Source organism: Streptomyces sp. NPDC091387 (assembly GCF_044756945.1).
Classification (GTDB): domain Bacteria; phylum Actinomycetota; class Actinomycetes; order Streptomycetales; family Streptomycetaceae; genus Streptomyces.
In genome coordinates, this window is record NZ_JBIVTZ010000011.1 from 111,628 (window position 1) to 124,224 (window position 12,597).

Sequence of the window (12,597 nt, forward strand, 5' to 3'; positions counted from 1 at the left end):
TCCAAGGCGTTGGGTTGACCCCATGAAGTACACGCAGCTCGGACGCACCGGACTCAAAGTCAGCCGCCTCGTTCTGGGGACGATGAACTTCGGCCCAGAGACCAACGAGAGCGACAGCCACGCGCTCATGGACGCCGCCCTGGACGCGGGTGTCAACTTCTTCGACACCGCGAACGTCTACGGCTGGGGCGAGAACAAGGGCCGCACCGAGGAGATCCTCGGCACCTGGTTCGCGCAGGGCGGCGACCGTCGCGACAAGGTCGTCCTCGCCACCAAGGTCTACGGCAACATGGCCGCCGACGGCGCGGCCTGGCCCAACCACGACAAGCTGTCCGCGTTCAACATCCGCCGGGCCGTGGACGCCAGCCTGAAGCGGCTGCAGACGGACCACATCGACCTCTACCAGTTCCACCACGTCGACCGGTCCACCCCGGTCGAGGAGATCTGGCAGGCCATCGACGTACTGATCCAGCAGGGCAAGATCCTCTACGCGGGCTCGTCCAACTTCGCGGGCTACAAGATCGCCCAGGCCAACGAGGTCGCCAAGCAGCGCGGCAGCTACGGGCTGGTCAGCGAGCAGTGCATCTACAACCTGATGCAGCGGGGGGCCGAGATGGAGGTCATCCCGGCCGCCCAGGAGTACGGCCTCGGAGTCATCCCGTGGTCGCCGCTGCACGGCGGGCTGCTCGGCGGCGCGCTCCGCAAGGAGCGCGAGGGCGGCGGCGCCCGGTCCACCTCGGGCCGCTCCGGCGAGGCACTCGCCGACCCCAAGGTGAGGGCGCAGATCCAGGCGTACGAGGACCTGCTGGGGAAGCACGGACTGGAGCCCGGCGAGGCCGGTCTGGCCTGGCTGCTGACCCGGCCCGGCGTCACCGGCCCGATCTCGGGTCCGCGTACGCGCGAGCAGCTCGACTCCGCGCTGCGGGCGGTGGAGCTGGAGCTGTCGGACGAGGTGCTGGCGGCCCTGGACGAGATCTTCCCCGGTCCGGGTCCGTCGCCGGAGAACTTCGCCTGGTAGGAACGGGCCCGCGTGCGGCCGCCCCCGGCAGACAGGTCAGCCGAGGGCGGCCGCCGCTGCGACGACGACGAACATCAGCACGAGCACGGCCGCCATAACGCGGTTTCTAGTCTTGGGGTCCACCCGACGAGCGTAACCGCCCACCCCACCGCTCCGACGGCCAGGCCCGCGCCGATATGCGATACGGCCCCGTACCGGATACCCGGTCGGGGCCGTGATCGTGTGGGTCGGGCGGTTCTCAGGCCGCCGTGGCCAGCTGCTCGCGGGGGACGAAGCGCACATGCGGGTGGCCGGGGCGCAGGTCGACCTTGAGGCGCAGGCCGCCGACGCGGGCCAGCATGAAGCCGACGCCGAGCGCGGCCACCAGCGAGAACGCGCCGCCGACCGCCATGCCGGTCCGGACGCCGTACACATCGCTGATCCAGCCGACGATCGGGGCGCCCACCGGCGTGCCACCGGCGAAGACCATCATGTACAGGCTCATCACCCGGCCGCGCATGGCCGGGTCGGCCGCCATCTGGACGCTGGTGTTCGCGCTGATGTTGGTCGTCAGACCGATCATGCCGATCGGGACGAGCAGGATCGAGAACAGCCAGACGGACGGCGCCATGGAGGCGACGATCTCCAGCAGGCCGAACAGCGTACCCGCGGCCACCAGCATCCGCAGCCGCGAGGAGCGGCGGCGGGCGGCGAGGAGCGCGCCCGCGAGGGAACCGGCCGCCATCAGGATGTTGAAGAACGAGTACATCCCGGCGCCGCCGTCGAAGACCTCGTCGGCGAAGGCCGTCAGCCAGATCGGGAAGTTGAATCCGAACGTGCCGACGAAGCCGACCAGGACGATCGGCCAGATCAGCTCCGGACGGCCGGAGACGTAACGCAGCCCCTCGCGGAGCTGCCCCTTCGCGCGCGGTACGACGACGGCCTTGTGCAGCTCGCTCGTGCGCATCATCATCAGGCCGACGAGCGGCGCGAGGAACGACAGGCCGTTGAACATGAAGGCCCAGCCGCTGCCGACCGAGGTGATCAGCACACCCGCGACGGCGGGGCCGATGAGCCGGGCGGACTGGAAGTTCGCCGAGTTCAGGCTGACCGCGTTCCGCAGCTGGGCGGGGCCGACCATCTCGGAGACGAACGACTGGCGGGCCGGGTTGTCCACGACCGTGACCATGCCGAGCAGGAAGGCGATCAGGTAGACGTGCCACACCTGGACCACACCGGAGAGGGTGAGCACGGCGAGGGCGACACCGCACAGGCCGAGCGCGGCCTGGCTGAAGAGGAGGAGCTTGCGCTTGGGCAGGCGGTCGGCGATGACGCCGCCGTACAGGCCGAAGAGCAGCATGGGGAGGAACTGGAGTGCCGTGGTGATGCCGACGGCGGCGGCGGACCCGGTGAGGCTCAGAACGAGCCAGTCCTGCGTGATGCGGGACATCCAGGTACCGGTGTTGGAGATCACGGCGCCCGTGGCGAACAGGCGGTAGTTACGGATCTTCAGCGACGAGAAGGTCCCGCCGGGCTTGCTCTCGTGGGTGGAAGTCGGTGCGGGGGCGGAGTCTGCTCCGGATCCCGTACTCAAAAGGGTTCGCCTCCTCGGGCGTGGACATTGCGCGGGCTGACGGGGATGCGGCGGTGGGGCGGTGCGCCGGCTGTGGTGCGGCGCGGCCCGCTCCGCTACAGGTGGGCGAGCTTCTCCAGCACGGGCGCCGCGTTGCGCAGCGTCTCCCACTCGTCCTCGTCCAGGCCTTCGGCGAGGGTGGTCAGCCAGGCGTTCCGCTTGGAGCGGCTCTCGGCGAGCATGGCCTCGGCCTGCTCGGTCTGGCTGACCATCTTCTGACGACGGTCATCGGGGTGCGGTTCCAGTCTGACAAGTCCCTTGGCTTCCAGCAGCGCGACGATGCGGGTCATCGACGGCGGCTGCACATGCTCCTTGCGGGCCAGCTCACCGGGAGTGGCCGAACCGCAACGCGCGAGTGTGCCGAGCACCGACATCTCGGTGGGGCTCAGCGACTCGTCGACGCGCTGGTGCTTGAGGCGCCGGCCGAGCAGCATGACGGCGGAACGAAGGGAGCTCACGGCGGCGGCACTGTCGCCGTCGTGGATCAGGTCAGGCATGTTTGTTAGCGTAACTCATTACCTACCCTAAAGACCACTCGGTGGTACACGCGCGAGAGCCGAATCACCAATCGATCACCCAAACGAGTGAGTCGCATCCGGAAAGTCACGCGTGTCGGGCCCGGAGGACGTAACCCTGCATGGCATGGGATCGACAGTGCTCAGCCTGCGGATAGACGGTGAGCTGCTCGACCGGCTCAAGCAGCACGCCGCCAGACGCGGAATGAGCGTCCAGGACTATGTGGTCCGGACGCTCATTCGCGATGACTTCGACGAGCGCTTCCAGGCGGCCGTCGACGAGACAGAGAAGTTCTACGGGGCGGAGGCGGAGGGCGTCGCGGCCGAGGAGGTCACCTGACCCCGCCGGCCGCGCCCCCCGCGAGGGATCACGTGAGGCCGAGCGCCGGCATCGCGTAGTAGAAGACGAAGACCGCCGACACCGCGTACATGGCCACCGGCACCGAGCGACCGCGCCCGGCGGCCAGCCGCAGTACGCAGAACGCGATGAAGCCGATGCCGATGCCGTTGGTGATCGAGTACGTGAACGGCATCATCACCATGGCGAGGAAGGCCGGCATCGCGAGCGTGTAGTCGCTCCAGTCGATGTCCCGCACCGAGCCCGCGATGATCAGGAAGCCCACCGCCAGCAGGGCCGGAGTGGCCGCCTGCGAGGGGACCATCGTCGCCAGGGGTGTCAGGAACAGCGCCGCCGTGAACAGCAGACCCGTGACGATGCTCGCGAAGCCGGTGCGGGCCCCCTCGCCGACACCCGCCGTGGACTCCACGAAGCAGGTGCCCGCGGAGGCGGAGCCCGCACCGCCCGCGGCGACCGCGATGCCGTCGACGAACAGCACCTTGTTGATGCCGGGGAAGTTGCCGTCCTTGTCCGTCAGCTTGGCCTCGTCGCCGACGCCGAGGATGGTGCCCATCGCGTCGAAGAAGCAGGACAGCAGCACGGTGAAGACGAACAGGATGCCGGTGAGCACCCCGACCTTGTCGAAGCCGCCGAACAGGCTGACCTCGCCGATCAGCCCGAAGTCAGGGGTGGCGACCGGATTGCCCGGCCACTGCGGGACGGTCAGGCCCCAGGCCTCGCCCGGCAGGTCCGCGATCGCGTCGATGATCAGCGCGACCACCGTCATCGTGACGATGGAGATCAGGATCGCGCCCGGCACCTTGCGGACGATCAGCGCGAGGGTGAGCAGCGCGCCGAGCACGAAGACGAGGACCGGCCAGCCGTTGAGGTGGCCGTCGTTGCCGAGCTGGAGCGGGACGGTGGTGTGCGCGGCGTCCGGGATGCGGGAGACGAAGCCCGAGTCGACCAGGCCGATCAGCAGGATGAAGAGGCCGATGCCGATCGCGATGCCCTTGCGGAGCGAGGTCGGCACGGCGTTCATCACGCGTTCCCGCAGCCCGGTCGCGACCAGCAGCATGACCACGATGCCCGCGAGGACGACCATGCCCATCGCGTCGGGCCAGCTCATCCGGGGGGCGAGCTGGAGGGCGACGACCGTGTTGACGCCGAGGCCCGCGGCCAGGGCGATCGGCACGTTGCCGATGACGCCCATGAGGAGCGTGGAGAAGGCCGCGACCAGCACGGTCGCGGTGACCAGCTGGCCGCCGTCGAGCTGGTGCCCGTACATGTCCTTCGCGCTGCCCAGGATGATCGGGTTCAGCACGATGATGTACGCCATCGCGAAGAAGGTGGCGAATCCGCCACGGATCTCACGGGCGACCGACGACCCCCGCTCGGAGATCTTGAAGTAACGGTCCAGGCCGCCGGAAGGCTGGGGAGCCGGGGGCTGTTCGGAATCGACCGGAGCGGTGGCCGAGGGGGGCATGGAGGACCTCAGTCATACGTAGAGGGGACTAAAAGAGGACTAAAACTGGTCAGCTTTGGACTTTCACACGAATAATTCGAGCCAGTCGTGAGCAGATTCAGTATGAATACATAAGGCGAAGATCGCTATCTCCGCGCGTAGACCCCTGGGCCGACTGGTCGGGCGGCCTTTATGCACGCGCCGCATACACTGATCGCATGGCGAAGTGGACACCGAAGCACGAGGCACCCGAGCCCCTGGAGGGGCCCGTCGTCGCGACCATCACCGGCGGCACGATCCTCTGGTTCGTCCTCTTCCTCGTCCAGCTCCCGTTCTACGGCTGGTTCGACGACCACGGGCACCTGTGGTGGGTGTGGACGTGCCTGGCCGGTGCGGGCCTCGGCCTGATCGGCATCTGGTACGTGCGAGGACGCGACGCAGCGCTCAAGCGGGCCGCCGCGGCTGCCGCCGCCCCGCAGGCCGGCTCCGGGGACACTCCCGGCACCACCGCCTGACGCGGACCGGAATCACACCTCACGGCCCGGCACCACTGCCGCAGGTCACAGGCCGCTCCGCGCGCCGTACCACCACGGGACGATTCCCGTCCTCCCCCGGTCTGATCTTCGGACCACCCGGGGGGTGAACCGGACGTTGCACCCGTACCGTCTGAACCATGACTCAGCGGGCACTCGACCCCTCCGGGGATGAGCCGAACAGATCCTCCGTACCTTCCGGCACCGACCGGCCGGTGATGATCGACGCCGGTACCGAGCTCGACCCGGTGCATCCGGTCGAACTCCCGGCTCCGGGCGGCGGTCGCGGGCTGACCGCGGCCGAGGTCGCCGAACGGATCGCCCGCGGCGAGATCAACGACGTCCCGGTCCGCTCGTCGCGGTCCGTGCGCGAGATCGTCCGCGCCAACGTCTTCACCCGGTTCAACCTGATCATCGGCGTGCTCTGGGTGATCATGATGTTCGTCGCGCCGATCCAGGACAGCCTCTTCGGCTTCGTGATCATCGCCAACACCGGCATCGGCATCGTCCAGGAGTGGCGGGCCAAGAAGACCCTGGACAGCCTCGCGGTCATCGGCGAGGCGAAACCCACCGTGCGACGGGACGGGGTCGCGGCCGAGATCTCCACCTCCGAGATCGTCCTGGGCGACCTCATCGAACTCGGCCCCGGCGACAAGGTCGTCGTCGACGGCACCGTCGCGGAGGCCGACAGCCTGGAGATCGACGAATCACTGCTCACCGGCGAGGCCGACCCCGTGCTGAAGCGCGCCGGCGACCCGGTCATGTCCGGCAGCTTCGTCGTCGCGGGCGGCGGGGCCTTCGCCGCGACCAAGGTCGGCCGCGAGGCCTACGCCGCGCAGCTCGCCGAGGAGGCCTCCCGCTTCACGCTCGTCCAGTCCGAGCTGCGCACCGGCATCTCCACCATCCTCAAGTACGTCACCTGGATGATGATCCCGACCGCGATCGGGCTGGTCCTCAGCCAGCTGGTGGTGAAGGACAACAACTTCAAGGACTCCGTCGCCCGGACCGTCGGCGGCATCGTCCCGATGATCCCGGAGGGCCTGGTCCTGCTCACCTCGGTCGCCTTCGCGATCGGCGTCGTACGGCTGGGCCGCAAGCAGTGCCTGGTCCAGGAGCTCCCCGCCATCGAGGGCCTGGCCCGGGTCGACATCGTCTGCCTGGACAAGACCGGCACCCTCACCGAGGGCGGCATGGACGTCACCGAGGTCCGCGCGCTGAACGGCGCGGACGAGCCGTACCTGCACCGCGTACTGGCCGCCTTCGGCGCCTCCGACCCACGGCCCAACGCCAGCCTCCAGGCGATCATCGACGCCTGTCCGGTCCCGGACGGCGAGGCCTGGACCGTCACACAGGCGCTGCCCTTCTCCTCGGCCCGCAAGTACAGCGGCGCCGCCTTCGACGAGCACGGCGGGCGGACCTCCGGCTGGCTGCTCGGTGCCCCCGACGTGCTGCTGTCCGAGGACGACCCGGCACTCGCCGAGATCGAACAGCTCAACCAGCAGGGCCTGCGGGTCCTGCTCCTGGCCCGTGCGCAGGGCCCGCTCGACGACCCCGCGACCGCGACCGGGGCCGAACCGTGCGCGCTGATCGTCCTGGAGCAGCGGCTGCGGCCCGATGCCCGGGAGACGCTCGCCTACTTCGCCGAACAGCGGGTCGCCACGAAGGTGATCTCCGGCGACAACGCCGTCTCGGTCGGCGCCGTCGCCGCGAAGCTCGGGCTGCCGGGCGCCGAACACACCCTGGACGCGCGCCGGCTGCCCACCGATCCGGACGAGATGGCCACGGCCATGGAGGAGAACACGGTCTTCGGCCGCGTCACCCCGCAGCAGAAGCGGGAGATGGTCGCCGCCCTCCAGTCCCGCGGCCACACCGTCGCGATGACGGGCGACGGGGTCAATGACGTCCTGGCCCTCAAGGACGCCGACATCGGTGTCTCGATGGGCTCCGGCTCCGAGGCGACCAGGGCCGTCGCCCAGATCGTGCTGCTCAACAACAGCTTCGCGACGCTGCCGTCCGTCGTCGCGGAGGGCCGCCGGGTCATCGGCAACATCACCCGGGTCGCGACCCTGTTCCTGACGAAGACCGTCTACTCGGTGCTGCTGGCCGTCCTGGTGGTCTGCTTCCAGGTCGAGTACCCGTTCCTGCCGCGGCACCTGACGCTGCTGTCGACGCTGACGATCGGCATCCCGGCGTTCTTCCTCGCCCTGGCCCCCAACAAGGAGCGCGCGCATCCCCACTTCGTGCGCCGCGTCATGCGGTACGCGATCCCGTCCGGCACCATCGCGGCCGTCGCCACCTTCGTGACGTACCTGCTCGCCCGGCACCACTACACCGGTCCCGGCTCGCTGGACGCGGAGACCAGCGCGGCCACACTCACGCTGTTCCTGGTCTCGATGTGGGTCCTGGCGATCATCGCCCGCCCCTACACCTGGTGGCGGATCTGCCTGGTGGCGGCGATGGGCCTGGCGTTCCTGGTCGTACTCGTGGTGCCGTGGCTGCAGAACTTCTTCGCGCTGAAGCTGGTGGGTGCGCAGTTGCCGTGGACGGCGGTGGGCGTCGCCGTGATCGCCTCCGCCGCCCTGGAGTACGCCTGGCGCCTGGTGAGCCGCCGCTTCCCGGTGTAGCGGGGAAGCGGCGGCCCCAGCCGGCAGGAGCCGGGCGTGCGGGCTACTTCACGCTGACGTAGGAACCCGTCGCGGTGGCGGCCGGGGTGGTGGACGTACCGGCGAAGCTGTAGCGCCAGTAGCCGTTGGCCGAGACCTTGGCCGTGGTCTTCAGGTCACCCTTGTTGTTCGTCTTGACGGTCTTCACCGTGGTGTAGGTGCTGCTGCCCTTCTTGCGGAACTGGAGCTTCACCGGCTGGGCGGTGTAGCCGTGGTACTTCAGGTCGTCGAAGTTGGCCCGCGACAGCCACCCGGTGAACGTGAGGGTCTTGCCCTTCTTCACCGACTTCGCGGAGGTCTTGACGGACTGCTTGGACGCGCGCTGGACGGTGGCGTTGCCCAGCTTGTCCTGCAGCGCGAAGCCCATCTTGCTGAAGTCGGGGTTCTCCGGGTCCTCGCCCCGGTAGTCGACGGCGAAGCCCATCGCCTTCCACTTCGTGGCGTCGGCGTTGCCGAGCAGGTCGTATTCGGGCGTGACGCTGATGTTGCCCTTGCAGGTGGCGACCTTGGTGGACACCTTCTTGCAGACGGGGAAGTCATCGCTGTACAGCTCGTTCGACGGGGATTCGTACGAGCCGCGGTAGAGGTTGATGTCGAGCAGGAAGTCCGAGGCGAAGATGTTCACGTCGGCGGCGTGCGTCACGGTGAAGGTGGTCGCCACCCGCTTCGTGTACGTGGTCCCCACGACGATCGGCTTGCCGCCATTGACGACGAGCTTGGAGAAGGTGAGGTCCATCTCGCCGGGCTCGGACGCGGCCGCGGGCGCGGCCGAGCGCGCGCCGGTCTTCGCGGCGGACTGCCCGGCGGCGGACTGGGCCGCGCGCGCGACGGCGGCGGCCGAGCCGGCCGAACCGTGCGCGCCGTCGGCCTGGGCGGCCGAAGGAAGGACGAGGGCGGAAAGGGCCAGGGCGCCGGTCACGGTGGCAACGGTGGCACGAGTACGCATGTTTCGTTCCCCAAGGTGGAGAAGGGGGTCCGCCGCGTCTGGTGGAGCGCGGACCCAAGATCGTCGGTGAAGCCTGGTGGCTTCACAGACAAGACGATCACCAACCATGAAGGGTTGTGTGGAACTTGAGGATTTCTTGCGGGATTTCCGTGGATACCCGGACGGGCGCGGCAACAGTGCGCTGAGGGAATCACGACCCTGCCCACGCCCCCGCAGGACCGGCGGCCCGCGCTCAGTCGAACCAGCGGTCCCGGGCCAGCTCCTCGGTGCGTGACGGGTCCTCCAGCAGGGCCGCGACCTCGAAGCGGCGCGGCCACTGGCCCGCCGCCCAGGCGAGACCCGCCGCGACGCCCTCCAGGGTCGCGGCGTGCACGATGCCGTCCGGGGTGCGGCGCCAGTCCAGCTCGACGCCGCCCGCGCGCAGTTCGGCGTGCTCGACATACGTGTCCGGGGTGCCCGCGCCGAGCAGGATGCGGACGGACTCCGGGACCCGGTGCTCCTCGCCCTCGCTCGTCACCTCCGCCTCGACGCTCTCGCCGAGCCGCCGCACCTGGAACAGCTCGGCCAGCTCCGCCGCGTTCGCCGGGGCGACCGGCAGGAGCGGCAGCCCCGCGGTCAGCGGCAGCAGGTCGGGGGCGTCCGCGATCACCGCGTCCGCCGCGTCCACGACCCGCACCTCGCCGTCGACCACGGCCCGCAGCTCGTCCGGCAGCGTGACCTGCTCCGGGTCCAGCTCGGCCAGGGCCGTGTACAGGGAGTGCAGTTGTACGGGACCGACCGGGCGGTCCTCGTCCGCGAGCCGGCCGAGGAGTTCGGCCGCACCGCCGGGCTCGTCCAGCAGGGCGGCGACCGAGGTCCGGACCCCGAGGGCGCGCAGCACCTGGGCGTCGTCGAAGCCGGTCGCGTCGGCGGAGTCGTACAGGCCCGCCAGCCGGGGATCGCCCCCGTCGGCGCGCAGGCCCGCCGGGCGGCGGCCGTCCAGCACCGGGTGGTCGCGCAGCCACCAGGCGGTGTACGGGCGCACCGACCGCGTCGTGCCGTCCGGGAGCAGCACCCGTACCGGCTGGGTCAGCGCGTCGCGCAGCGGCGGCCGGGCGAGGAGCGCGAGCGCCTGGGGCCAGGCGTCGTCGTCGACCAGGTCGAGGTCGCGGACGGCGACGAGTTCGGTGGCGACCGGCGGCACCGGGGTGTCCGGGAGCTGGTCGAGGATGTCCTCGCACCACACGTCGACGGCGTCGAGCAGCCCGGCGTCGTCCGATTCGGCGAAGTCGCCGTCACGGGGCTCCAGTTCGTCCGGGTCCAGGACCACATCGGTGGCCCGCACCAGGGCGAACGTGGCCAGCACCCCGCAGGCGGTGAGCGGCTGCTCGCCCCAGCGGGCGGCCAGCTCCTCGTCGCACAGGGCGAGTTCGCCCTCGCGCATGATCGCGGCGAACGGGCTTCCGGGCAGCACGAGTTCACCGGCCGGAGCGGGCTCGCCGTCCTCGTCGGGCAGCGCGAGCGCACCGAGCCAGGGCTCGTCGCCGGGCGCCAGGTCGGCGTCCCTGACCAGGGTGAGGACGGTCTCCACCAGTTCGTCGCCGTCGAGCGCGTCCTCGTCCCAGATCTCGCCCGCGTCCAGCGAACCGGCGACGGCGGCCCGCACCTGCGGGGTCGTCAGCACGGCGCGCGGGGTGGCGGGCAGGGCGCCCAGCTTCTCCAGGAGCGGGTGCGCGGCGTCCGGGTGGGCGACCTTCAGGCCGAGCCGGGCGAGCCGGTCCAGGACCGGCCCGGTCAGCGCGTCGGGGAGCGGGAGCAGGATCTGCCGGGGGCCGATGGTGGTGCGGGGGACGGCCGGGGCCTGCGGGCCGGAGCCCTGGGACGTCGTCCCGGCGAGCGGCACCGGCAGCCCGGAGAGCCGGTCCGGGTCGATGCCGGCCAGGCTGTCGTACAGCCGCCGCCACCAGCCCGGTTCGCGCTCCAGTCCGGCGAGCCGGTCGATCGCCTCGGTCAGCGGTACCCGGGCGACACCGAGCGTACGGAGTTCGACGCGGCGCTCCAGGCCCGCGGGCAGCAGACAGGGCAGCACCTCGGCCAGCACGGCGACCGTCTCCGCGCCGACACCCTCCAGCACCTCGGCCTCCAGGGGCCGCAGGGCGGTGGTGGCCTTGCGGCCGTCGTCGGCCGCGGCGTCCCAGCTGTCCCAACGGTCGGGCTCCGCGGCGGGGTCGCGCGGGGCGGCCGGCTCCAGGAACGCAACGCGCGGCAGCCGTTCCAGGATCGCGCCGCGCAGCGCGCCGTCCAGCACGCCCTTGCCGAGCGGTCCGGGCACCAGAGCGATGGTGGCGACGGAGACCGGCTGCCAGTCGGCGAGCAGTTCCGCGTACGCGTCGGCCGCGCGCCGCACCAGGAAGTCGGTGAGCGGGCCGGGCGCGGGGTGGCGGCGGGTGGTGTCCAGCGGCAGCGACGCGATGAGCAGCGCGGGTACGCCGAGCGGTTCGTCGGTGGGCGTCGGCGCGTGCACGACGGGGGCGGTACGGGGGTGCACCGGGGCGCCCTCCGCGTCCACCGGGACGGCCCAGGTCACCGACCAGTGCGGGCGCAGCCGTTCCTCCAGCGGGCGGTCGGCGAGCAGGGCGGGCTCGACCGGGCCGTGCCGGGCGACGGTGCGCCAGCGGTTCGTCCCGTGCGCGGAGTCGGCGACGTGGGTGTACGGGCCGTGCTGCGACCGGGTCAACGTCCGTACGCTGTCGGGGGTCTCGATGACGACCTCGTCGAGTCCGCTCAGGGTGAGCAGCAGCGCGTCGTCGACGGCGCCGAGCAGCCGGCCGACCAGGTCCTGTGCGGTGCCGTCGCGCAGCGGCAGGACGACGACGGTGTCGTAGCCGTCCGGGGCGGTGCCCTCTGCGGGCAGCGGGAGCCGCAGCAGGGGCACGTGGCCGTCGCGGCGGCGCAGCTCGTCGCCCAGCCCGGGGCTGCCGACAGCGGCTTCCCCGGCGAGGTCGCGGGCCTCGGCGAGGGACCAGCGCACCCCGCCGTGCCGGCCGATGACGGCGGGTTCGTCGCTCACCGCGAGCACGGCGGCGAATCCGACGCCGAACCTGCCCACGGCGGAGTCGTGCCCCTCCCGCTTGGCGGAGGCGCGCAGGGTGGACAGCGACTCCACTCCGGTGGCGTCCAGCGGCGCGCCGGTGTTCGCGGCGGCCAGGACGGCGGGGGCGTCGGCGGTCGCCGGGTGCAGGGTGAGCCGGAGCCGGCCGGGCGCCTGGGCGCGGGCGGCGGCGTCGGCGGCGTTCTGGGCCAGCTCGACGACGAGGCGGTCGCGGTAGCCGCCGAGCGCGAGGTCCTCCTCGGCGTTGGCGTCCTCACGGAAGCGGGCGGGGCCGGCGCCCCAGGCGTCGAGCACGCGGCGCCGCAGCCGTGCGGTGCCGAATGGGTCGGCCCCCTCGGTCGCATTCATGCTCACGCTGTGACTCCCTCTTCCGGTGACGCGTACCCGTGCCGCCAAGTGTGCGCCCCGAAGGTACCG

The 12,597-nt window shown here is 71.1% G+C and carries 9 protein-coding genes; 4 read left to right on the plus strand and 5 right to left on the minus strand.

The genetic code is table 11. The features are described from left to right. The first annotated feature begins 22 nt into the window (after positions 1-22). Positions 23-1,018 carry an aldo/keto reductase gene (locus ACIQM0_RS23340; protein ID WP_401289704.1) on the plus strand — a complete coding sequence of 332 codons (996 nt, stop codon included), beginning with the start codon at positions 23-25 and terminating at the stop codon, positions 1,016-1,018. 238 nt (positions 1,019-1,256) lie between these two features. Here ACIQM0_RS23340 and ACIQM0_RS23345 read toward each other — a convergent pair whose 3' ends face one another. Together ACIQM0_RS23345 and ACIQM0_RS23350 are read right to left on the minus strand one after the other, a co-directional pair. Continuing rightward, complete coding sequence (locus tag ACIQM0_RS23345) at positions 1,257-2,591, minus strand: MFS transporter (protein WP_401289706.1); 1,335 nt, start codon at positions 2,589-2,591, stop codon at positions 1,257-1,259. 95 nt (positions 2,592-2,686) lie between these two features. After that, positions 2,687-3,127 (minus strand): MarR family winged helix-turn-helix transcriptional regulator, encoded by a 441-nt coding sequence (locus ACIQM0_RS23350; protein ID WP_123460825.1) that lies wholly within the window; start codon positions 3,125-3,127, stop codon positions 2,687-2,689. A gap of 145 nt (positions 3,128-3,272) precedes the next feature. On the opposite strand from ACIQM0_RS23350, the gene ACIQM0_RS23355 reads away from it, so the two are divergent. Continuing rightward, positions 3,273-3,485 carry a hypothetical protein gene (locus ACIQM0_RS23355; RefSeq protein WP_385036221.1) on the plus strand — a complete coding sequence of 71 codons (213 nt, stop codon included), beginning with the start codon at positions 3,273-3,275 and terminating at the stop codon, positions 3,483-3,485. A gap of 28 nt (positions 3,486-3,513) precedes the next feature. Here ACIQM0_RS23355 and ACIQM0_RS23360 read toward each other — a convergent pair whose 3' ends face one another. Beyond that, positions 3,514-4,968 carry an NCS2 family permease gene (locus ACIQM0_RS23360; protein ID WP_401289708.1) on the minus strand — a complete coding sequence of 485 codons (1,455 nt, stop codon included), beginning with the start codon at positions 4,966-4,968 and terminating at the stop codon, positions 3,514-3,516. Positions 4,969-5,165: 197 nt separating this feature from the next. Here ACIQM0_RS23360 and ACIQM0_RS23365 point away from each other — a divergent pair, with 197 nt between their 5' ends. Together ACIQM0_RS23365 and ACIQM0_RS23370 are read left to right on the plus strand one after the other, a co-directional pair. Then, on the plus strand, positions 5,166-5,462 hold the full coding sequence (locus ACIQM0_RS23365; protein ID WP_401289711.1) for a DUF2530 domain-containing protein: 297 nt from the start codon (positions 5,166-5,168) through the stop codon (positions 5,460-5,462). A 158-nt stretch (positions 5,463-5,620) separates the two neighbouring features. Continuing rightward, on the plus strand, positions 5,621-8,104 hold the full coding sequence (locus tag ACIQM0_RS23370) for an HAD-IC family P-type ATPase (RefSeq protein ID WP_401289714.1): 2,484 nt from the start codon (positions 5,621-5,623) through the stop codon (positions 8,102-8,104). A 43-nt stretch (positions 8,105-8,147) separates the two neighbouring features. Here the strand turns inward: ACIQM0_RS23370 and ACIQM0_RS23375 are convergent, their stop codons facing one another. Together ACIQM0_RS23375 and ACIQM0_RS23380 are read right to left on the minus strand one after the other, a co-directional pair. After that, the gene (locus ACIQM0_RS23375) at positions 8,148-9,089 is read right to left on the minus strand and encodes a hypothetical protein (protein WP_401289716.1); all 942 of its coding nucleotides are present in this window, start codon (positions 9,087-9,089) and stop codon (positions 8,148-8,150) included. A 232-nt stretch (positions 9,090-9,321) separates the two neighbouring features. After that, the gene (locus tag ACIQM0_RS23380) at positions 9,322-12,528 is read right to left on the minus strand and encodes a sacsin N-terminal ATP-binding-like domain-containing protein (protein ID WP_401290207.1); all 3,207 of its coding nucleotides are present in this window, start codon (positions 12,526-12,528) and stop codon (positions 9,322-9,324) included. Between the last annotated feature and the right edge of the window lie 69 nt (positions 12,529-12,597).